Annotated in this window: 18 protein-coding genes; 8 read left to right on the top strand and 10 right to left on the bottom strand. The window is 65.3% G+C overall.

The features are described 5' to 3' along the window. Nucleotides 1–24 precede the first annotated feature (24 nt). Nucleotides 25–903 (top strand): AAA family ATPase, encoded by an 879-nt coding sequence (locus ACGHN1_RS13570; RefSeq protein WP_390551396.1) that lies wholly within the window; start codon nt 25–27, stop codon nt 901–903. Nucleotides 904–918: 15 nt separating this feature from the next. Here the strand turns inward: ACGHN1_RS13570 and ACGHN1_RS13565 are convergent, their stop codons facing one another. Next, the gene (locus ACGHN1_RS13565) at nt 919–2,313 is read right to left on the bottom strand and encodes a methyl-accepting chemotaxis protein (RefSeq protein ID WP_390551395.1); all 1,395 of its coding nucleotides are present in this window, start codon (nt 2,311–2,313) and stop codon (nt 919–921) included. A gap of 136 nt (nt 2,314–2,449) precedes the next feature. Here ACGHN1_RS13565 and ACGHN1_RS13560 point away from each other — a divergent pair, with 136 nt between their 5' ends. Both ACGHN1_RS13560 and ACGHN1_RS13555 read left to right on the top strand, forming a co-directional pair. Next, the gene (locus ACGHN1_RS13560) at nt 2,450–3,631 is read left to right on the top strand and encodes a VWA domain-containing protein (protein WP_390551394.1); all 1,182 of its coding nucleotides are present in this window, start codon (nt 2,450–2,452) and stop codon (nt 3,629–3,631) included. Between the two features lie 26 nt (nt 3,632–3,657). Beyond that, nucleotides 3,658–4,032 (top strand): hypothetical protein, encoded by a 375-nt coding sequence (locus ACGHN1_RS13555; protein WP_390551393.1) that lies wholly within the window; start codon nt 3,658–3,660, stop codon nt 4,030–4,032. Nucleotides 4,033–4,041: 9 nt separating this feature from the next. Here the strand turns inward: ACGHN1_RS13555 and ACGHN1_RS13550 are convergent, their stop codons facing one another. Together ACGHN1_RS13550 and ACGHN1_RS13545 are read right to left on the bottom strand one after the other, a co-directional pair. Further along, on the bottom strand, nt 4,042–5,238 hold the full coding sequence (locus tag ACGHN1_RS13550) for an exo-beta-N-acetylmuramidase NamZ domain-containing protein (protein WP_390551392.1): 1,197 nt from the start codon (nt 5,236–5,238) through the stop codon (nt 4,042–4,044). Then, nucleotides 5,235–5,780 carry a DOMON-like domain-containing protein gene (locus ACGHN1_RS13545; RefSeq protein WP_390551391.1) on the bottom strand — a complete coding sequence of 182 codons (546 nt, stop codon included), beginning with the start codon at nt 5,778–5,780 and terminating at the stop codon, nt 5,235–5,237. The genes ACGHN1_RS13550 and ACGHN1_RS13545 overlap by 4 nt, the downstream gene beginning before the upstream one ends. Before the next feature lie 32 nt (nt 5,781–5,812). On the opposite strand from ACGHN1_RS13545, the gene tyrS reads away from it, so the two are divergent. From tyrS to cysK, 4 genes are all read left to right on the top strand, one after another. Then, nucleotides 5,813–7,039 (top strand): tyrosine--tRNA ligase, encoded by a 1,227-nt coding sequence (gene tyrS, locus ACGHN1_RS13540; protein ID WP_390551390.1) that lies wholly within the window; start codon nt 5,813–5,815, stop codon nt 7,037–7,039. A gap of 110 nt (nt 7,040–7,149) precedes the next feature. Beyond that, on the top strand, nt 7,150–7,488 hold the full coding sequence (locus tag ACGHN1_RS13535) for a PilZ domain-containing protein (protein WP_390551389.1): 339 nt from the start codon (nt 7,150–7,152) through the stop codon (nt 7,486–7,488). Nucleotides 7,489–7,548: 60 nt separating this feature from the next. Next, nucleotides 7,549–8,871, top strand: a complete 1,323-nt coding sequence (locus ACGHN1_RS13530) for an MFS transporter (RefSeq protein ID WP_390551388.1) — start codon at nt 7,549–7,551, stop codon at nt 8,869–8,871. After that, nucleotides 8,868–9,788: a cysteine synthase A gene (gene cysK, locus ACGHN1_RS13525; RefSeq protein ID WP_390551387.1), complete on the top strand. Its 921-nt coding sequence runs from the start codon at nt 8,868–8,870 to the stop codon at nt 9,786–9,788. The genes ACGHN1_RS13530 and cysK overlap by 4 nt, the downstream gene beginning before the upstream one ends. Nucleotides 9,789–9,852: 64 nt before the next feature. Here cysK and ACGHN1_RS13520 read toward each other — a convergent pair whose 3' ends face one another. From ACGHN1_RS13520 to ACGHN1_RS13505, 4 genes are all read right to left on the bottom strand, one after another. Beyond that, nucleotides 9,853–11,658: an acyl-CoA dehydrogenase C-terminal domain-containing protein gene (locus ACGHN1_RS13520; RefSeq protein ID WP_390551386.1), complete on the bottom strand. Its 1,806-nt coding sequence runs from the start codon at nt 11,656–11,658 to the stop codon at nt 9,853–9,855. A 22-nt stretch (nt 11,659–11,680) separates the two neighbouring features. After that, a complete protein-coding gene (locus ACGHN1_RS13515) occupies nt 11,681–12,130 on the bottom strand; it encodes a MerR family DNA-binding transcriptional regulator (RefSeq protein WP_390551385.1) in 450 nt (149 codons plus the stop codon). Nucleotides 12,131–12,161: 31 nt separating this feature from the next. Next, complete coding sequence (gene hisI / locus ACGHN1_RS13510) at nt 12,162–12,533, bottom strand: phosphoribosyl-AMP cyclohydrolase (RefSeq protein WP_390551384.1); 372 nt, start codon at nt 12,531–12,533, stop codon at nt 12,162–12,164. Nucleotides 12,534–12,861: 328 nt separating this feature from the next. Next, complete coding sequence (locus ACGHN1_RS13505) at nt 12,862–13,635, bottom strand: double zinc ribbon domain-containing protein (protein ID WP_390551383.1); 774 nt, start codon at nt 13,633–13,635, stop codon at nt 12,862–12,864. A gap of 47 nt (nt 13,636–13,682) precedes the next feature. Between ACGHN1_RS13505 and ACGHN1_RS13500 the strand changes: the two genes are divergently transcribed. Continuing rightward, nucleotides 13,683–14,435, top strand: a complete 753-nt coding sequence (locus tag ACGHN1_RS13500; RefSeq protein ID WP_390551382.1) for a methyltransferase — start codon at nt 13,683–13,685, stop codon at nt 14,433–14,435. On the opposite strand, the gene ppdK is transcribed toward ACGHN1_RS13500, so the two are convergent. Genes ppdK through ACGHN1_RS13485 form a run of 3 tightly spaced genes read right to left on the bottom strand, consistent with a single transcriptional unit; the run spans nt 14,432 to nt 20,162 of the window. Further along, complete coding sequence (gene ppdK, locus ACGHN1_RS13495; RefSeq protein WP_390551381.1) at nt 14,432–17,089, bottom strand: pyruvate, phosphate dikinase; 2,658 nt, start codon at nt 17,087–17,089, stop codon at nt 14,432–14,434. The two genes, ACGHN1_RS13500 and ppdK, sit on opposite strands and share 4 nt — an antisense overlap. A 59-nt stretch (nt 17,090–17,148) precedes the next feature. Beyond that, complete coding sequence (glyS, locus tag ACGHN1_RS13490) at nt 17,149–19,260, bottom strand: glycine--tRNA ligase subunit beta (protein ID WP_390551380.1); 2,112 nt, start codon at nt 19,258–19,260, stop codon at nt 17,149–17,151. Next, the gene (locus ACGHN1_RS13485) at nt 19,260–20,162 is read right to left on the bottom strand and encodes a glycine--tRNA ligase subunit alpha (protein ID WP_390551379.1); all 903 of its coding nucleotides are present in this window, start codon (nt 20,160–20,162) and stop codon (nt 19,260–19,262) included. The genes glyS and ACGHN1_RS13485 overlap by 1 nt, the downstream gene beginning before the upstream one ends. Nucleotides 20,163–20,198 lie beyond the last annotated feature (36 nt).

Below are 20,198 nucleotides of genomic sequence, written 5' to 3'. Positions count from 1 at the left end.
GGCACGAGTTTCAAGGGAAAACCCATGTCCGAAAAGACGCCAGAGAAGACCTCCGAGCCGACCCGTTTCGAGGGCACCCGGTCCTACATCGCTACCGAAGACCTCAAGGTCGCGGTGAATGCGGCGGTGTTGTTGCGCCGTCCCCTGCTGGTCAAGGGCGAGCCGGGGACCGGCAAGACCGTGCTGGCGCACGAAATCGCCAAGGCGATCGGCGCGCCGCTGATCGAATGGAACGTCAAGTCGACGACCAAGGCGCAGCAGGGGCTCTACGAATACGACGCGGTGGCGCGGCTGCGCGACGGTCAGCTTGGCGACGAGCGGGTCCACGACATTTCGAACTACATCAAGAAGGGCAAGCTGTGGGAGGCCTTCAGCGCCCCCGAACTGCCCGTGCTGCTAATCGACGAGATCGACAAGGCCGACATCGAGTTTCCCAACGATCTGCTCCAGGAACTCGATCGGATGAGTTTCGACGTCTACGAAACGCATACCCGGATCGAAGCCAGGGAACGCCCGATCGTGGTCATCACCTCGAACAACGAGAAGGAACTGCCCGACGCCTTTCTGCGCCGCTGCTTCTTCCATTACATCAAGTTTCCCGACCGGGAGACGATGCGCGAGATCATCGAGGTCCACTTCCCGGACATCCAGAAAAGCCTCGTCACCAAGGCAATGGAGATCTTCTACGAGTTGCGCGAGGTTCCGGGTCTGAAGAAGAAGCCGAGCACCAGTGAACTGCTCGACTGGCTCAAGCTGCTCCTCAACGAGGACATGCCCATCGAGGTGCTGCAGGACACGAACCCGAACAGCGCCATCCCGCCGCTCCACGGTGCGCTGCTCAAGAACGAGCAGGACGTGATGATGTTCGAACGCCTAGCCTTCATGGCCCGCCGACAGAGCTAGGCAAGCGACCGCGCTTCAGTCGAACGAATAGGCCAGTTCGAAATCGCCCCAGCGTCGTCCGGCGACGAACAGGGGGATGTAGACGTTGCGGACCACCCGGTAGGTCTTGCCGTCGCCCTCCTGGCGATAGACGGCCATCATGTACGGTGCCTCGCTCGCCTTGGCCTTGCGGTCGACCGGCGCGAAGATGATGCGGCCGTTGCGGCAGAATTGCGTGTCGTAGGCGATGTCCCCGGTCGGGGCCTGCGAATGCTTGGTCAGATGGGTGGGCAGGTACCCGTTGCGATCGGTGCAGGCCGCAGCCATCACCGGGCCGATTTCGGCAGCGGCGGCATCGAGCAGCGGGCGCCAGTGCGTGTGCGCCCAGTCGGTCAGTTTGGTGCGGTAGCGCTCCGGATTGGAACCGGGGATCGGTTCGTAGGCCGTATCGAAGATTTGGGATGCGTCCAACGCTCTCGCGGCGATCGCGGCTTCGATCGCATCGCATGCCTCCCGCGCGCGGTTCTGGGCCTCCTCGACCATGGCGCTGTCCTGCGGCGACAGCCCGGCCTTGACCAGTTGGTCGAACATTTCGCTGGCGGTGAGTTCGAGACCCTGCATCCTATCCTGCGCGGTCTCGAGGCTGGTTTCGTTGGCGCGGACCGCATCGTCGAAACCGCCGAGCACGCCCCGGACCTTGTCGACATGGGTGGAAATCGTGGCGGTGTTACGGGCAATCTGCTCCTGCTGCTGGTCGACCTCGCCGATCAGTCCGGAGACGCCGTCGAGCGTGTCCTGGATGGTGGCGACCTGAAGCTTGGCGCGGCCGCTCGCGGCGCTGCCGGTTTCGATCTTCTCGATGACCATCTGGGCCTCGCCGCCCAGCGTGTCGATCGTGCGGCCTATCTCCTCGGTCGCCCGGCGGGTGTCGCCAGCCAGAGATTTGACCTCGTTGGCGACCACCGCGAAGGTCCGTCCCTGCTCGCCGGCGCGCATGGCTTCGATGGTGGCGTTGAGCGCAAGGATGTTGGTGGTCTCGGCGATCCGGTCGATCTCCTGTGCCGACCGGCGCACCTGGTCCATCGCTGCCGCGAAGCCGGTGACATGCGCAGACAGCGTCTCGACGAGATCGATGAGATTGCCGATCTCGGCCAGCGAGGATTCGATCATCTCGGTCCCGTCGGCCAGCCGGGCGATCGCCCGTTGCGACAACAGGCGCGCTTCCTCGCTCGCTTCCAGAACGCGGTCCTGATCCGAATTGAGGGCTTCGACCGTGCCCTGCAGCTCGACATGTTCGGCGCGCAGGCGGCCGAAGGAATTGATCACCTTCTGCACCAGGCCGGCCACGTCCGAACAGCCGACGGTCACCTTGCCGATGGCTTCCGGGATACCGTCAATCGCCGTGGCATCCCGAGATTGGATCTTTGCCATTTCCATAAATTTGCACAGCCCCCTGTCGCGTTCGACGCCTAATCCCGAATGGTTAGCGGCAGCTTAAACGCCCCATCTGTAGGACCGTCCTAGTCGGGGCTGGAACTCCCGGTCGGGCGCGCGTAGGTAAGCCCACATGTTCTTCCAGTTCGTCGACGAGTTGCGCGCCGCCGGTATCCCAGCGAGCCTCAAGGAGCACCTCACCCTGCTCGAGGCGCTCGACCGCGATGTCATCGAACAGTCGCCCGAAGCCTTCTACTATCTCAGCCGCGCGACCTTCGTAAAGGACGAAGGCCTGCTCGACCGTTTCGATCAGGTCTTCTCCAAGGTCTTCAAGGGCATTCTCACCGATTACGGACAGAACCCGGTGGAAGTGCCCGAGGACTGGCTGAAGGCGGTTGCCGAGAAGTTCCTCAGCCCCGAGGAGATGGAGCAGATCAAGAGCCTGGGCGACTGGGACGAGATCATGGAGACGCTCAAGAAACGTCTGGAGGAGCAGAAGGAGCGGCACGAGGGCGGGAGCAAGTGGATCGGCACCGGGGGCACCTCGCCCTTCGGCCATTCGGGCTACAACCCGGAAGGCGTGCGGATCGGCGGCGAGAGCAAGCACAAGCGCGCGATCAAGGTGTGGGACAAGCGCGAGTTCAAGAACCTCGACAACACCAGGGAGCTCGGCACGCGCAACATCAAGATGGCGCTGCGCCGGCTACGCCGGTTCGCGCGCGAAGGCGCGGCGGACGAGCTCGACATCGACGCGACGATCGAAGGCACCGCCAAGCAGGGCTGGCTCGACATTCACATGCGGCCGGAGCGACACAATGCGGTCAAGTTGCTGCTTTTCCTCGATGTCGGCGGGTCGATGGATCCGTTCATCAAGCTGGTCGAGGAGCTGTTCAGCGCCGCCACCGCGGAGTTCAAGAACCTCGAATTCTTCTACTTCCATAATTGTCTCTACGAGGGCGTGTGGAAGGACAATCGCCGTCGCTGGACCGAGCGCACCAAGACCTGGGACGTGCTCCACAAATACGGTCACGACTACAAGGTGATCTTCGTCGGCGATGCGGCGATGAGCCCCTACGAGATCACTCATCCGGGGGGCAGCGTCGAGCATATGAACGAGGAAGCGGGGACGACCTGGATGGAGCGGGTGACCAACACCTATCCGGCGACAGTCTGGCTCAATCCGGTTCCGGAAAAGCAATGGAATTATTCTCAATCGACCAAGGTGATGAAGCATCTGGTCAACGACCGGATGTATCCGCTCACTCTCGACGGGCTGGACGACGCGATGCGCGAATTGAGCCGCAAGCAGGGTTAGGGTAGCTTCCCGCCAAGGAGAGCAACATGCCGACTTCGATCACCATCGCCGGATTGCTAACCTTCGCCACGGCCGCGGTTGCGAGCATCGTTCCGCCGGGGCCCGCTCCGCTGGCGCTCGACCAGCCCGCCTACGAGCGACCTGCCGCGCAGTGGCGCGATATCGAGGACGCCAATTCCAGAAAGCGCCACTGCCGCGATGCTGTCCGTCGCGTGCGTGCCGAAAGCGGACTGCCGGACCTCGACCGTCGCCCGGCAAGCCCCGAGGAGCCGTTGTTCGTCAAGGCGGTCGATCAGCGGATCGAGGGGTGTCCGGCGCTGGTGATGGCGCGCGATACCAGCGATGTCCGCCCGGTGCCCGAGATCGAACAAAACCCGGCACTGCTGATCCCGGCTAACTGATCGCAGTGTTCAGTAAAGCAACAGGTTACGGGTTTCCTCCCGCCAGCGGTTCTCGCCGGCGGTCGCAACACGATCAAGGTCGGCGGGCTTTGCCGCGGCATCGTCGACCCACTCGCGCAGCGACGATCCTCCGTTGATCACATCGATCGCGAGACGCTCAAGCTCGTATTCGTAGGGAAAGTCGCGCCACAGATCGTAATCGGGATAAAGCCGGCGGATCGCCTTGAGGGCCAGGGCCTGAAGCCGCCAAGGGCGGAAGGCATCGTGCCGATAGAACGGCCCTTCGGCATGGATCATCAGCGCGCTGCACAGCGTACCCGCATGCTTGTGGAAGGTCGGCTCGAACCAGCATTCGCGCAGAGCGCAGCCTGACAGCCAGTCGGGTGCAACGCGGTCCATTTCCGCCAGCACCGCCTTCGCGTCGAGATCGGGCGCGCCGAACAGGACTTCGAGTGGGCGAGTGGTCCCCCTGCCCTCGCTCAGCGTGGTTCCCTCGAGCATCACCGTCCCGGCGTAGGCGCGGGCCATATTTACGTTGGCAGCGTTGGGGCTCGGGTTGATCCATACCCGGTCGCTCGGCCAGCCATGCCCGGGGCCCTCCGGCTGCCAGCCCTCCATCTGGATCACGCGGTAATCGACGTCGAGGCCGAAATGGCCGACAAACCAGTGCCCCATCTCGCCCAGGGTCAGGCCATGGCGCATGGGCATGGGTGCCGCACCTACGAAGCTTTCCTGCCCCGGTTCGAGCAATGTCCCCTCGACTGGGCGGCCCGCGGGGTTGGGGCGATCCAACACCCAGACCGCCTTGCCGTGCTTCGCCGCTTCCTCGAGCAGGTAGAGCAGTGTGGTGACGAAGGTGTAGATGCGGCAGCCCAGATCCTGCAGGTCGAACAGAAATATGTCCGCGCTGGACATCATTTGTCCGCTCGGGCGGCGGACCTCGCCGTAGAGGCTGAACACCGGGATGCCGTATTGCGGATCGGTCTCGTCCGCAGTCTCGACCATGTTGTCCTGCTTGTCGCCCTTGAGCCCGTGCTGCGGGCCAAAAGCGCTGGCAACGTTGACCCCGGCCGCGATCAGCGCGTCGAGGCTATGGGTCAAATCTGCCGTCACCGATGCGGGATGCGCGACCAGTGCGATCCTTTTGCCCTCGAGCGGTCTGCGAAGTTCCGGGTCTGCGAGGAGCCGGTCGATGCCGAATTTCATGGGCCCCGGGGTGCCTCAAGCTTGGCCGCGAAGCAAGATTGGTCGTGGAAATCGGGCTTTTCGGCATCGGGATGGGACAGCGCCCAATAGCTCAGCCGTCCGCCCTCTTCCTCGATCACGGCGGCGAGGTTCATCGCCGCCACGCCCGTGGGAACGCCGGCTGCGGGGATGGCGACGTCGAAGATCGCCATCGCCTGGCCGAGCCGGATGACGCAGTCGGGCTCGCGCGGCATCGCGCGTTCGCGCATCCCCTCGCGCACGGCGTCGAAATCGTAAGCCGCCCAGCGTTCGGACGGGCTGAAATTGAACTCGCAATAGGCCTCGGCGCCCCGCGGCCGCAGGAAAAGCTCGAAACAGGTCGTCCGCCACAGACCGTCCTGACGGCCCTTGCCGGCGAACTGGGGCACGACGAGCTTGCCGACCCCGTCGATCCGCCACCTCACGCGCAGCCATTGATGATTGCGGCCGATCACTTTCGCCTCGACCCGGCGAATCGCGACCGGCGGATGCGCCGGATGCGCGAGCAACTCATGCGTTTGCACGCTCGTTCCCTCATGCTAGCGGCGCTCCCATCATGAGCGCCTATAAATCAGAGCTGCTGCGCGTGCTGGAAACGCGCGGCTATGTCCATCAGGCAACCGACGCGGAGGGACTGGACGCCCTTGCCGCGCGCCAGATCGTTCCCGGATACATCGGTTTCGATGCCACCGCCCCCAGCCTCCACGTTGGGAGCCTGGTCCAGATCATGATGCTGCGGCGGCTGCAACAGGCCGGGCACAAGCCGATCGTGGTGATGGGCGGGGGCACGACCAAGGTCGGCGATCCCAGCGGGCGCGACGAAAGCCGCAGGATGCTGACCGATGCCGACATCGCCGCCAACATCGCCTCGATCAGGACGGTGTTCGAGCGGTTGCTGCGCTTCGACGACAGCGAGACCGGCGCGGTGATGATCGACAACGACGAATGGCTCTCCGGGCTCGGCTACATCGAGCTGCTTCGCACCGTCGGGCCGCATTTCACCGTCAACCGGATGCTGACCTTCGATTCGGTGCAGCTCCGCCTGTCGCGCGAACAGCCGCTGACCTTTCTCGAATTCAACTACATGATCCTGCAGGCCTATGATTTCCGCGAGTTGGCCCAGCGCTACGGCTGCCGCTTGCAGATGGGCGGCAGCGACCAGTGGGGCAACATCGTTAACGGCCTGGAGCTGGCGCGGCGAATGGACGGGCGCGAGCTGTTCGGCCTGACCACCCCGCTGCTGACCACCGCGGATGGCGCGAAGATGGGCAAGACGGCCGCGGGTGCGGTGTGGCTCAACGAGGATCAGCTGCCGGCCTATGATTTCTGGCAATATTGGCGCAACACCGACGATCGCGACGTTGGCCGCTTCCTGAGGCTGTTTACCGACCTGCCGCTGGAAGAAATCGCTCGCTTCGAAGCGCTGGAAGGTGCCGAGATCAACGAGGTGAAGGCACTTCTCGCGACAGAAGTGACCACGCTGGTGCGCGGCGCGGATGCGGCACAGCAGGCCGCGGCGACGGCGCGCGAGACCTTCGCCGGCGGCCGCGGGGGCGATCTGCCCGTTCTCGAACTGGGGGCCGAGGGAATGCGCGTGGGCGCCGCGCTCACCGCGCTCGGCTTCACCGCATCAAACGGAGAAGCGAAGCGCAAGCTGGCCGAAGGTGCGGTAAAGCTCGACGACGCGGTTCTTTCCGACCCCGGGATGCTGCTCACCCTTGCCGAGGGCGTGGAGGCCCGGTTGAGCCTGGGCCGGAAAAAGCACGCGATTCTGCGAAGGTGAAGGCGCCGTAAACCGCACAATTGTGCCGTTTCGGGACGATCGCCTTAACCCCTTGTCAGCCTTTTTCGGGCACAAGCTTCCCCACGAAATCGTATGGAGGGAAGCGCATCATGACCGCCGGAGCCCAGCTCAGCGTCACCGACCAGCGGCGTATGGCACGCCATCCTGTCGACCATCCGGTGATCGCCGAGCATTTCCGCAGCGGCGACGTGCGGATGCATATCGCCAATCTCTCCGCCAACGGCTTCATGATCGACGATGCCCGCGACCTGGCGCGCGGCGACCGCGTGATCGTCCGTCTGCCCGTCATCGGCCGCATCGAGGCCTATTGCATCTGGACCCGCGACAACCGCGCCGGATTCCAGTTCGAACGGATCATCCGCATCGACGATTTCCTCGCGCTGATCGACACGCTGCAACCCAACCCGCGCCTGCGCCGCCCGCGCTGAGAATTCGGGAAATTTGAAAGACCCGGGCGCGACTCCTTTCCAAGTCGAGTCGGGGCTGCCATGCGTGCGCCGGTGAGCGACGCCAAAGCCATCGATCCGGACCCCTCCCCCCTCCGCATCCACAATTTCCGCGCTTATCTGGTCGCGCGCTTTTCGATGGTCGTCGGTCAGTATGCGATGATCCTGATCATCGGGTGGCAGACCTACACGATCGCCCGCGAAAGCGGCATGGATGCATTCGGCGCGTCGGGCCAACTGGCGCTGATCGGCCTGCTCCAGTTCCTGCCGCTGTTCGTGCTCTCGCCCTTCTCCGGCCTCGCGGCCGACAGGTTCAATCGCAAGACAGTCGCGCGGTTGACGATTCTCTTGCAACTGGTGGGAGCGGTCGTACTGGCCTGGCTCACCTGGTCCGAGACGATCGAGCTTGCATCGCTGTTCGCCGTCGCGGTCCTGCTCGGCGTCGTGCGCGCGTTCAACGGGCCCGCCCTGTCCGCGCTCGCGCCCAATCTCGTGCCCAAGGCGATCCTGCCCAACGCCATCGCGCTGTCCTCGATTGCCTGGCAGACGGGGATGATCATCGGCCCGGCGATCGGCGGATACGCCTACGATGCGCTGCCTGCCCTGCCCTATGCAATCGCCAGCCTGCTGTTCGTTATCGCGATCCTGGCGATCAGCATGATCGGCAAGGTCCCGCGCTCGCCCATCACGGGCGCTCAGCGCCCGATCGGACAAGTGATCGACGGATGGCGTTACGTGATTCGGAACAGAATGGTACTTGGAGCCATCACGCTCGATCTCATGGCCGTGTTCCTCGCCGGGGCAACGGCGCTGTTTCCGCCGTTCGCCTACGATATTCTCGAGGTCGGGGAGACCGGCCTGGCGCAACTGGCGATGGCCCCCGCGATAGGCGCTGCGCTCACCGCGGCGTGGTTCAGCTTCCGCCCGCTGAAGACGGGCGTCGGCCCGAAGATGCTGTGGGCGGTCGCCGTCTTCGGCATCGCAACCATCGTATTCGGGCTTTCCACTTCCATGCCGCTCAGCCTGGCGATGCTCGTCGTCGTAGGCGCAGCGGACATGTTCAGCGTCTATATCCGCCAGTCGTTGATCCAGTTACACACGCCGGACGACAAACGCGGGCGGGTCTCCTCCGCAAGCCTCCTGACGATAAGCGCCTCGAACGAAGGCGGCGATGCCTTCTCCGGTTTCCTCGCCAGCCTGTTTGGCCCGATCGCGGCGGTGGTTGCCGGAGGCATCGGCGCGATCGTAACGGTGGCTCTGTGGTCCCGCCTGTTCCCGGTTCTGCGAACGACCCGGACCTTCGACCCGCCCGATGAATTGGTAGAAGAGACCCCCGAAGAAAAACTGCAGGAGCAACTGCCATGAAAGCCGCCAACGTTCTCGAAACCATCGGCCGTACGCCGCACATTCGCCTCGCCAACCTCTTCCCGGACCACGAGGTCTGGGTGAAGTCCGAACGCGCCAATCCCGGCGGGTCGATCAAGGACCGCATCGCCCTTGCCATGGTCGAGGATGCCGAAAAATCCGGCAAGCTCTCGCCGGGCGGCACGATCGTCGAACCCACCAGCGGCAACACCGGGATCGGGCTGGCGATGGTCGCCGCGGTCAAGGGCTACAAGCTCGTCCTCGTCATGCCGGAAAGCATGAGCGTGGAGCGCCGGCGGCTGATGCTCGCCTATGGCGCGACATTCGACCTCACCCCCAAGGAGGGCGGGATGAAGGGCGCGATCGCACGCGCCAAGGAGCTGGTCGAAGAGACCGAAGGTGCCTGGATGCCGAGCCAGTTCGACAACGAATCCAATTGGAAGGTCCATGCGCGCACCACGGCAGCGGAGATCCTCGAGGACTTTCGCGATGCGCCATTCGACCTGCTGATCACCGGTGTGGGCACCGGCGGCCATCTGACCGGCTGCGCCGAGGAACTCAAGAAAGCCTGGAGCGGGATGAAGGCCTATGCGGTCGAGCCCGCCGGATCGCCGGTGATTTCCGGTGGCGAACCCGGTCCGCACCCGATCCAGGGAATCGGCGCCGGCTTCGTGCCGGACAACCTTCACACCCAGGCGATCGATGGAGCGATCAAGGTCGATCCCGAAGATGCCAAGGAGATGGCGCGCCGCTCCGCCGCCGAAGAAGGGCTGCTGGTCGGCATCTCCAGCGGTGCGACGCTGGCGGCAATCAGGCAGAAGCTCGCGGAATGCGACCCCGGGACGAAGGTGCTCGGCTTCAACTACGATACCGGCGAGCGCTATCTCTCGGTGCCGGACTTCCTTCCGGAAGAATAGGGCGAGGCAACCCGCATGGCAGGCCGGCGCGGGGGCAGCCCGCGCCGGGTACCGATAAACCGGGTCACGCCGCGGTCGCGAAAGCCTCTTCGCCGAGCGCCATCATGCTGTCCGCGCCGCTTTCGAGCTTGCGGCGCAGCGCACCCGCATCGGGCACGAACCGATCCATGTAATAGCGCGCGGTCCCGATCTTGGCTTCGTAGAACGCCTTGTCCTCGGGCGATCCGGCGAGCTTGTCCTGCGCCACCCTGGCCATGCGCAGCCACATCAGGCCGAGCACGACGATGCCCATGATGTGCATGTAGTGATGCGCACCCGCGCCAAGGTGATTGGGGTTCTGCATCGCGTTCTGCATGAACCACATGGTCGCGGCCTGCTGTTCGTTGAGGGCCTTCTCGAGGCTCTCGGCGAGCGGACCGAGAACCTCGTCGCCCTTCGCCGCGGCGATGTCCTCGCCGACCAGCTTGAAGAACGCCTGGATCGCCGCGCCGCCGTTCTGCGCGAGCTTGCGGCCGCAAAGGTCCATCGCCTGGATGCCGTTGGTGCCTTCGTAGATCTGGGCGATGCGGGCGTCGCGCACGAACTGGCTCATGCCCCATTCCTCGATATAGCCATGGCCGCCGAAGACCTGCTGCATGTTGGTCGCGACCTCGTAGCCCTTGTCGGTGCCGTAGCCCTTGATCACCGGGGTCATCAGGCCGAGGATCATGTCCGCCTCGGCGCGTTCCTCCTCGGTCTGCGCCTTGTGCGTCAGATCGACCAGCAATCCGCCCCACAGCGCCAGCGCGCGCATGCCCTCGGTGAAGGCCTTGGCGTCCATCAGCATGCGGCGAACGTCGGGATGGACGAAGATCGGATCGGCCTGCGCCTGCGGATCGGCGGGGCCGGTGAGCGCCCTGCCCTGCCGACGGTCGAGCGCGTAGGCGACCGCGTTCTGGTAGGCGACCTCGGCCTGGCTCAGGCCCTGGATGCCCACCCCGAGCCGCGCGGCGTTCATCATGATGAACATGGCGGCAAGGCCCTTATTTTCCTCGCCGACCATCCAGCCCTTGGCACCATCGTAATTGAGCACGCAGGTCGAATTGGCGTGGATGCCCATCTTGTGCTCGATCGAGCCACACATGACCCCGTTCCGCTCGCCTGGATTGCCATCCTCGTCGAGCAGGAACTTGGGCACGACGAAGAGCGAGATGCCCTTGGTGCTGTCCGGCGCGCCGGGGGTCTTGGCGAGCACGAGGTGGATGATGTTCTCGGCAAGGTCGTGCTCGCCTGCGGAAATGAAGATCTTGGTGCCGGTGATTGCATAGCTGCCGTCGGCCTGAGGCTCCGCCTTGGTCCGGATCATGCCCAGGTCCGTGCCGCAATGCGGCTCGGTCAGGTTCATCGTGCCGGTCCACTGGTTGGAGATCATCTTGGGCAGATACATTTCCTTCTGCTCCTGCGACCCCTTGGCGATCAGCGCGGAAATCGCGCCGTTGGTGAGGCCCGGATACATGCCGAAGGCCTGGTTGGCGCTGGAGATGAACTCCTCCATCACGAAGCCGAGAACGTGCGGCATGCCCTGCCCGCCGAACTCCTCGGGCGCTGCGATGGTGCCCCAGCCGGCTTCGCGGAACTGGTCGAAGGCCTCCTTGAAGCCATCGGGCGTGGTCACCGAACCGTCCTCGTGCCGGGTGCAGCCCTGCTGATCGCCGGACTGGTTGATCGGTGCGAGAACCTGGGCGCAGAACTTGCCGCCCTCGTCGATCACCGCGTCGGTGACGTCCGGGGTCGCCATCTCGAAGCCGGGCAGGTTGCCGAAGCTGGCGAGATCGAGCAGTTCGTTGACGATGAAGCGGGTGTCGCGGGTGGGCGCGGTGTAGCTGGGCATTCCGGTATGTCCTTGGCTGTCGTTACTTGGGCAGATCGAGCGCTTCGACGTGCTCGACGAATTCGGTGAGGTCGGCGATCGAGCTGTCGATGTCGTCGCGCTGGCTCTTGAGCTTGGCGATATGCGCCCGGCATTTCTCCAATGTGACACGTCGTTGTTCGACCCGTCCGTCGCCGAGATCGTACAGGTCGATCATCTCGCGGATCTCGCCGAGCGAAAAGCCGACGTTCTTGGCGCGCATGATCCATGCAAGGCGGGCACGGTCGCGCGTCGAATAGATGCGAGACAACCCGACCCGCGCGGGAGCGATCAGGCCCTCGTCCTCGTAGAAACGCAAGGCGCGCGCCGTGCAATCGAACTCGCTGGTAAGATCGGAGATGGAGAACTGTTCGCGCTCCAGCTCGTCGGGTCGATCGAGAAGCGCGCCGGAATTGCCTTTGCGCAGCCCAGTCTCGAGATTGGTGCTCGTCATGCGCTCGGCCTAACGGACGTTTACGTAAACGTCAACTGTCGACGAAGGTCAGTCGACCGTCGTCGAGCCGGCGATAGAAACAGGATCGCGCACCGGTGTGGCAGACCGGTCCGCCGGGCTCGACTTTCAGAACGAGCGCGTCCTGATCGCAATCGACGCCGATTTCCGCGACCCTCAGGATATTGCCCGAGGTCTCGCCTTTCTTCCACAACCTCCCGCGCGAGCGCGAGTGGAAGTGAGCCTCTCCAGTCTCCAGCGTGGCATCGAGCGCTTCTCGGTCCATGAAGGCGACCATCAGCACGTCCTTGCTCGACCGATCGATCACGACCGCGGTCAGCAGCCCATTGGCATCGAATCGCGGGAGAAACTCGGTGCCCTGCTCCCGGTCGGTATCGTCGATCATGCTTCGCGCCCTTGTTGCAACTTCACCACAACCATGGCGCAAAATCGATCCGTTCCAAAGTTCCCTGTTTGAGATTTCCTCCAAGTGTTCGAAACCCTTCCCTGCAGCCGCTCGCGGTTGCCAAACCGGATCACCGGCGTCGAGAGGCCCGGGTTCAGGGGGAACCGGATCCGCAGCCCGCACATAAGAGGCGCGGCGCATCCGGCACGATGAGGGATAGGACCGAAGCCGGCATTGGGGGATGTCCGGCGGGCCCGTGAGGGAGGTCCATTCGATTTCGTCACGTGGCGCCCGGAGCCTTCGCGGCTCCGGGCGTTTCGTTTTCGCCTCAACCCGACAATTGACCCGTGGGCAAGCTTTCGTCGAGAACGCGGGCGAAGCAGGCGAGTGTTACCGAAGCTGCACCGGCGCGCTTGAGCACGACGACGCAGGTGTCGCTCGTGGCGCCACTGGTCAGGACATCGTCGACCAGGATTACATGGCGGCCCGCAATCCTGGCCGTGGCGGCAGGTCGTGTCGAGATCGCTCCAGCCAGCGCGCGTTTGCGTGCCCGTGCCCCCATACCGCCGAGCGGCGGGGTGCGCTTGCGGCGCTCCAGCGCATCGACCAGCAATACGCCCCTCCCCAGCCTCTCGAGTTCCCTCGCCAGCAGGGCGGCCTGGTTGAAGCCCCGCCGCCAGAGACGGAAGCGATGGAGAGGTACAGGTACCAGCAGCGGCGCGCCGTCGACCGTGGGGAGTTTCGCTGCGATCATGCGCGCCAGAAGCGGCGCAAGCGCCAGCTTGCGTCCGTGCTTGAAAGCAAGGACCAGCTTTCGCGAAGTCGCGGTGTAGAGCGTTGCGGCGGCGATACCATCGTGCCGCGGGGGCGAAGCCATGCAGGGTGCGCAGATCGCTTCGCTCGCCGTCCACTCGCTCCTCATCGGTCGCATGCAGCTTGCGCAGGCGGGTTCGCCGGGAATGACCAGGTCCTCCCAGCAGTCGCGGCACAGCCCGGTTTGCGCCCCGATCGCGTTGCCGCATGCGGGGCAGCGCGGGGGATAGATCGCGTCCACCAGCGGAACCAGGGCCTCTCCGGCACCCCTGCGGATCGCGCTCAGCATGAAGGAGCGCCCTTGCCAGCCTGCGACGTGGCGGGCACGGCGCGCACATGGCCGCACCCGTCGTTCCACAGATATTCTCCCCTGATCGCCTGCGGATGCGGACCGAGCGCGCTGCGCACTCGGGGGTTCACCGAGCCGAGCCTGCGAGCTGGTTCGTGGACGCAATGGTCGAGGATGTCGTCGAACGCATCGGTTTTATGCGGATCGAGCCGGATCGTGCCCTGCTGCACGGACCCGGCGCGGACGTGCTCGCCGCAGTCCTGCCCAAGGACTGCCACGTCGTTCAGGAGCCGTGCCCCGATCTCGATAGTGTTCTGACCCCGGACGCCTTCGATCTGATCGTCAGCCTCGCCCAGCTCGATACGGTCAACGACCTGCCCGGTTTGCTGCTCCGCATGCGCCTGTCGCTTTCGCACGGAGGCATCCTCATGGCCGTGATCCCCGGCGCGGGAAGCCTGCCCAAATTGCGGCGGGCGATGATCGCCGCCGATGGCGATCGCGCCTTCCCGCGCATCCACCCGCAGATCGACAACCGCGCGGCCACCATGCTGCTCGAACGCGCCGGTTTCGCGAGGCAGGTGGTCGACAGCTTCGGGCTCGACGTACGGTACCTCTCCTTCACGAGGCTGGTGCAGGACCTGCGGGACCAGGCCCTCGGCAGCGCCCTGGCCAACCCCGCCCCGGCACTGGGCAAGACGGCCCACGCCCGCGCTCGCGCCGCTTTCGACGCCTTGGCAGACGAGGACGGTAGGGTTTCCGAGCATTTCGCCCTTCTCGCCCTGACGGGCTGGAATTCCTAGCGCAAACTCGCCTGTGCCGCCGCCAGCCGTGCGATGGGGACACGGTAGGGCGAGGCGCTGACGTAATCGAGACCGACCTCTTCGCAGAAGGCGATGCTTGCCGGATCGCCGCCGTGCTCCCCGCAGATGCCGAGCTTGATGTCCTCACGCGTTCCTCTTCCCCGTTGGACCGCGAGTTCGACCAGCTGGCCCACGCCTTCGATGTCGAGGCTGACGAAGGGGTCGCGGGCGAAGATGCCGCGGTCCACATAAGGAGTGAGGAACCGGCCCGCATCGTCGCGGCTGACGCCGAGCGTGGTCTGCGTGAGGTCGTTGGTGCCGAAGCTGAAGAAGTCGGCCTTTTCGGCGATCTCGCCGGCCATCAGAGCGGCGCGGGGCAGTTCGATCATCGTGCCGACGAGATAGTCGACCTTGCCGCCGGTTTCCGCGAACACCTCTCCCGCCACCTGGTCGACCAGGGCGCGCAGGATCTCGAGCTCCCGGCGCGTGGCGACCAGAGGGATCATGATCTCGGGCACCGGCGCTTCGCCATCGACGGCGACCTTGCAGGCGGCCTCGAAGATGGCACGCGCCTGCATCTCGTAGATTTCGGGATAGGTGATGCCGAGCCGGCAACCGCGATGGCCGAGCATCGGATTGAACTCGTGCAGTTCGGAAGCCCTGCGCCGCAGCTTCTCGATCCCGATCCCGCTGCTTGCCGCGAGCTCCTCGAACTCGCCGTCGGAATGCGGGAGGAACTCGTGCAGCGGCGGGTCGAGCAGGCGGATCGTGCAGGGTAGCCCCGCCATGGCGCGGAAGATGCTTTCGAAATCGCCGCGCTGTTCGGGCAGCAGTCTGGCGAGCGCGGCGCGCCGGCCCTTCTCGCTGTCGGCGAGGATCATCTCGCGCACCGCGCTGATCCGTGCGGCATCGAAGAACATGTGCTCGGTCCGGGCGAGGCCGATGCCCTCGGCCCCGAAGCGGCGGGCGGCCTGGCAGTCGGTCTCGGTTTCGGCATTGGTGCGCACCTTCATGCGGCGGTGCCGATCGGCCCATTCCATAAGCGTGGCGAAATCGCCGGCAAGCTCGGGCTCGATCGTCGCGACCTCGCCCGCCATCACCTCGCCGGTGGAACCGTCGATGGTGATGGTGTCGCCTTCCTTCAGTTCGCGATCGCCGATGGTGAGGGTGCGTCCTTCGCGGGGGATGGCGACCTGCGAGGCTCCGGAGACGCATGGGCGGCCCATGCCGCGCGCCACCACGGCGGCGTGGCTGGTCATGCCGCCGCGCGCCGTGAGAATGCCGGCGGCGGCGTGCATGCCGTGGATGTCCTCCGGACTGGTCTCCACGCGGACCAGGATCACCGTCTCGCCGCGATGCGCCCATTTTTCGGCGGTGTCGGCATCGAGTACGATCCGGCCCGAAGCCGCGCCGGGAGAGGCGGGCAGGCCCTGGGTCATTACGTCGCGCGGCGCACCGGGGTCCAGCGTGGGATGGAGCAGCTGGTCGAGCGCCATCGGATCGACGCGCAGGATCGCCGTCGTCTCGTCGATCAGCCCCTCGCCGACCATGTCGACCGCCATCTTCAGCGCGGCCTTGGCGGTGCGCTTGCCGGTCCGGGTCTGGAGCAGCCACAGCGTGCCCTCCTGCACGGTGAACTCGATGTCCTGCATGTCGGTGTAATGCCGTTCGAGCAGATCGAAGACCCGGGCGAGCTCGGCGAAGGCTTCGGGCATCGCCTCTTCCATGCTCGGCTTGTCGGCCCCCGCTTCCTCGCGCCGGACCTTGGTGAGATACTGCGGCGTACGGATGCCGGCGACCACGTCCTCGCCCTGGGCATTGACCAGCCATTCGCCGTAATAGGCGCGCTCGCCGGTCGAGGGATCGCGGGTGAAGGCGACGCCGGTGGCGCTGGTCTCGCCCATGTTGCCGAACACCATGGCCTGCACGTTGACCGCTGTGCCCATGTCGTGGGGGATGTCGTTCAAGCGGCGGTAGACCTTGGCGCGCTCGGTGTCCCAGCTTTCGAACACGGCGCGGATCGCGCCCCAGAGTTGCTCGGCCGGATCCTGCGGAAACGGCTGGCCGAGCTCTTCGGCGGCGATGCGCTGGAACTCGGCGACCAGCGCCTTCCAGTCGTCGGCGCTCATTTCGGTGTCGGTGTAGTAGCCCGCATCCTCCTTGGCGATCTCGAGCGCTTCCTCGAACAACCCGTGGTCGAGACCGAGCACGACGTCGGCGTACATCTGGATGAAGCGGCGATAGCTGTCCCAGGCGAAGCGTTCGTCGCCCGAGGTTGCGGCAAGGCCCTGCACCGTCTCGTCGTTGAGGCCAAGGTTGAGGACGGTGTCCATCATCCCGGGCATCGAGACGGCCGCGCCCGAACGCACCGAGACCAGCAGCGGGTCGGAGGTGTCGCCGAAGCGCTTGCCGACGGTTCGCTCGACATGGCGCATCGCTGTGTCCACCGCTTCGCGCAGGCCATCGGTGAAGTCGCCGCGATCCAGGAACCGCAGGCATTCCGCGGTGGCGATGGTGAAGCCGGGCGGCACCGGAAGGCCGATGCTCGCCATCTCGGCGAGGTTCCTGCCCTTGCCGCCGGTCACGGTCTTGTCCTTCTGCCGCGGATCGTCGTGCGGTGCGTCCCCGCCGAAGGGGAAGACGGTTTCGTTCATCTCAGCGTGCCCTCAGCTTAAGGGTGTTACAGGTGTTACACGGTACAGGGATCAAAAACTCACCCTTCGATCCGCGAGAAATCGGCGACCCGGTGGACCGCGTCGCGGAAACGGGTGAGCAGCGCGAGCCGCGCCTGTCGCCGGGCGGGATCGGGATCGTTCACGGTCACAGTGTCAAAGAACGCATCGATCGGCCCGCGCAGCGAGGCGAGCGCCGACATCGCCGCGGCGAAATCCTCCGCCGCGATGGCTGCCTCGGCCTCGGGCCCGCTCGCATCGAGCGCGTCGATCAGGTCCTTTTCGGCGGGTTCCGGCGTGTAGGAAAGCGGTTTCGCCCCGCGCTCCGACATCTTGGCATCGACCACCGCGCGCAGTTCCGGATCGTCGACGAGCGCCAGCGGGTCTTCCTCGCCGGTCTGCGGTATTTCGCCCTCGATGCCGTGCCAGTCTTCCTTCCGGAGGATGTTGGCGGCGCGCTTGTAACCGGCGAGGAGGTTGGTGCCGTCGTCGGTTGAAACGAAGGATTGCAGGGCTTTCACGCGGGCGAGCAGGCGGACGAGATCGTCCTCCCCGCCGAGCGCGAACACCGCGTCGATCAAATCGTGGCGGACGCCTGCCTCGCGTTGCTGGACCTTGAGGCGGTCGGCGAAGAAATCGAGCAGATCGCCCGATGCGATCGGCAGACGAAGCGAGTTGTCCTGTACGATCCGGATAATACCGAGCGCCGCACGCCGGAGCGCGAAGGGGTCCTTCGATCCGGTCGGCTTCTCGTCGATCGAGAAGAAGCTTCGAAGCGTATCCAGCTTGTCCGCCAAGCTCACCGCCACCGTCACCGGCGCGGTGGGCACCTCGTCTCCCTGCCCGACCGGCTTGTAGTGGTCGCGGATGGCGTCGGCGACTTCGTCCGGCAGGCCCTCGGCGCGGGCGTAGTAGCCGCCCATCAGGCCTTGCAGTTCAGGAAATTCGCCGACCATCTCGGTGACGAGGTCGGCCTTGGCGAGCCGAGCGGCCTGTTCGGCCATGGCGGGGTCGGCGTCCTTGACAATGCCTTCCTCGACCAGCCAGCGGGCGAGCTTGGCCACGCGTTCCACCTTGTCGGCGACGGTACCGAGCTTTTCGTGGAAGGTGATCCGCGCCAGACCCTCGGCATGCTGGGCGAGCGTCTTCTTGCGGTCGACGTACCAGAAGAAGCGCGCGTCCGAAAGCCGCGCGGCGAGGACTTTGCGGTTCCCGTCGACGATCGCCGCGCCGCCATCGCTGCCCTCGATATTGGCGGTACAGACGAAGGCATTGGCGAGCTTTCCGTCGCCATCCTCGCAGACGAAATACTTCTGGTTCACTCGCGCGGTGAGCTGGATGACTTCGGGCGGGACGGTCAGGAATTCCGCATCGAAGCGGCCGAGCAGCGGCACCGGCCATTCGGTGAGCCCGGCGTTCTCGGTCACCAGCCCCTCGTCCTCGACCAGCACGAGACCGGCTTGCTGCGCAACATCGTGCGCGCCCTTGCGGATCAGCGCGCCGCGTTCCTCGTGATCGACGATCACATGCGCGGCGCGCAGCTTCACCGCATAGTCGCCGGCATTGCCGATGGTGATGTCGCCCGAATGGTGGAACCGGTGGCCGAGCGTGACGGCCCCGCTGGTAACGCCGTGCACCTCGCACTCGACCAGTTCGTCGCCCAGCAGCGCGACGATACCTGAGAGCGGGCGGACCCAGCGCAGGCTTTCGGTGGACAGCGAGGCCGCACCCCAACGCATCGACTTGGGCCAGCTGAAATCGCGGACGATCGCCGGGATCGCCTCGGCCAGCAAGTCGCGAGTGGCGCGGCCCGGCGTCTCGATCACCGCGAACCAGGTCGCGCGGCCTTTCACGTCGCGAAGTTCGAGCTGATCGCGGGTGACGCCGGCCTTGCGGCAGAAACCGTCCACCGCCTGATCCGGCGCGCCCTGGGGCGGGCCCTTGGCTTCCTCGCTCACCGCTTCGGTGGCCTCGGGCAGATCGCGCGCGATCAGAGCCAGGCGGCGGGGCGTGGACCAGACAGTCAGGTCGCCGAATTCGACTCCTGCCGCTTCCATCTCGCGGCGGAACAGCTTTTCCAGTTCCGCGCGTGCCCCGGCCTGCATCCGCGCGGGGATTTCTTCGGAGCGCAGTTCGAGCAGGAAGTCCGCCATCAAAGCGACCACTCCGGATAATTCTCGGCCCATTTCGGGGCCATCAGCGCCGCGTATTTCTCGCAGGACCCGCGCGCCAGATCGCGCACCCGGCCCATGTAGCTCGCGCGCTCCTGCACGCTGATCACGCCGCGCGCCTGCAGCAGGTTGAAGATATGGCTGGCTTCCACCGCCTGTTCGTAGGCCGCGATCGGAACGTCGGCGGCGAGCGCGTTCTCGCACTCCTTCTCGGCCTTGGCGAACAGGTCGAACAGCGCGGCCGTGTCGGCGACCTCGAAATTCCACTTCGACATCTGCCGCTCGTTCTCGAGGAACACCTCGCCGTAAGTCGTCCCGCGACCGTTGAAATCGAGATCGTAAACGTTGTCGACGCCCTGGATGTACATGGCCAGGCGTTCGAGCCCGTAGGTCAGCTCGCCCGCCACCGGCTTGCAGTCGAACCCGCCCATCTGCTGGAAATAGGTGAACTGCGTCACCTCCATCCCGTCGCACCAGACCTCCCAGCCCAGCCCCCAGGCGCCGAGCGTGGGGCTTTCCCAGTCGTCCTCGACGAAGCGGATATCGTGCTTGAGCGGATCGATCCCGATCACCCGCAGGCTTTCGAGATACAGGTCCTGGATATCTGGCGGGCTCGGCTTCAGGATCACTTGGTACTGGTAGTAGTGCTGCAGCCGATTGGGGTTGTCGCCGTAGCGCCCGTCAGTGGGGCGGCGGCACGGCTGGACGAAGGCGGCGTTCCACGGCTCCGGACCCAGCGCGCGCAGCGTGGTGGCGGTGTGAAAGGTCCCGGCCCCCATCCGCATGTCGTAGGGCTGGAGGATCAGGCAGCCACCCTTGCTGCTCCAGAAATCATGGAGCGAAAGGATCATGTCCTGGAAGGATTTGCGGGGCTCGCGGTCCATGTTGCAGCGCGCAATGGCGCAAGGGTGAGTGCGGGT

Source organism: Qipengyuania sp. MTN3-11, assembly GCF_042851825.1.
GTDB lineage: Bacteria > Pseudomonadota > Alphaproteobacteria > Sphingomonadales > Sphingomonadaceae > Qipengyuania.
This window is presented reverse-complemented; position numbering and strand designations above follow the sequence as displayed.

Excerpts from the sequence above, each read along its gene's own strand:
- ACGHN1_RS13570 (WP_390551396.1), top strand. The coding sequence starts at position 25 with ATGTCCGAAAAGACGCCAGAGAAGACCTCCGAGCCGACCCGTTTCGAG.
- ACGHN1_RS13565 (WP_390551395.1), bottom strand. The coding sequence starts at position 2,313 with ATGGCAAAGATCCAATCTCGGGATGCCACGGCGATTGACGGTATCCCG.
- ACGHN1_RS13560 (WP_390551394.1), top strand. The coding sequence starts at position 2,450 with ATGTTCTTCCAGTTCGTCGACGAGTTGCGCGCCGCCGGTATCCCAGCG.
- ACGHN1_RS13555 (WP_390551393.1), top strand. The coding sequence starts at position 3,658 with ATGCCGACTTCGATCACCATCGCCGGATTGCTAACCTTCGCCACGGCC.
- ACGHN1_RS13550 (WP_390551392.1), bottom strand. The coding sequence starts at position 5,238 with ATGAAATTCGGCATCGACCGGCTCCTCGCAGACCCGGAACTTCGCAGA.
- tyrS (WP_390551390.1), top strand. The coding sequence starts at position 5,813 with ATGAGCGCCTATAAATCAGAGCTGCTGCGCGTGCTGGAAACGCGCGGC.
- ACGHN1_RS13535 (WP_390551389.1), top strand. The coding sequence starts at position 7,150 with ATGACCGCCGGAGCCCAGCTCAGCGTCACCGACCAGCGGCGTATGGCA.
- ACGHN1_RS13530 (WP_390551388.1), top strand. The coding sequence starts at position 7,549 with ATGCGTGCGCCGGTGAGCGACGCCAAAGCCATCGATCCGGACCCCTCC.
- cysK (WP_390551387.1), top strand. The coding sequence starts at position 8,868 with ATGAAAGCCGCCAACGTTCTCGAAACCATCGGCCGTACGCCGCACATT.
- ACGHN1_RS13520 (WP_390551386.1), bottom strand. The coding sequence starts at position 11,658 with ATGCCCAGCTACACCGCGCCCACCCGCGACACCCGCTTCATCGTCAAC.
- ACGHN1_RS13515 (WP_390551385.1), bottom strand. The coding sequence starts at position 12,130 with ATGACGAGCACCAATCTCGAGACTGGGCTGCGCAAAGGCAATTCCGGC.
- hisI (WP_390551384.1), bottom strand. The coding sequence starts at position 12,533 with ATGATCGACGATACCGACCGGGAGCAGGGCACCGAGTTTCTCCCGCGA.
- ACGHN1_RS13505 (WP_390551383.1), bottom strand. The coding sequence starts at position 13,635 with ATGCTGAGCGCGATCCGCAGGGGTGCCGGAGAGGCCCTGGTTCCGCTG.
- ACGHN1_RS13500 (WP_390551382.1), top strand. The coding sequence starts at position 13,683 with ATGGCCGCACCCGTCGTTCCACAGATATTCTCCCCTGATCGCCTGCGG.
- ppdK (WP_390551381.1), bottom strand. The coding sequence starts at position 17,089 with ATGAACGAAACCGTCTTCCCCTTCGGCGGGGACGCACCGCACGACGAT.
- glyS (WP_390551380.1), bottom strand. The coding sequence starts at position 19,260 with ATGGCGGACTTCCTGCTCGAACTGCGCTCCGAAGAAATCCCCGCGCGG.
- ACGHN1_RS13485 (WP_390551379.1), bottom strand. The coding sequence starts at position 20,162 with ATGGACCGCGAGCCCCGCAAATCCTTCCAGGACATGATCCTTTCGCTC.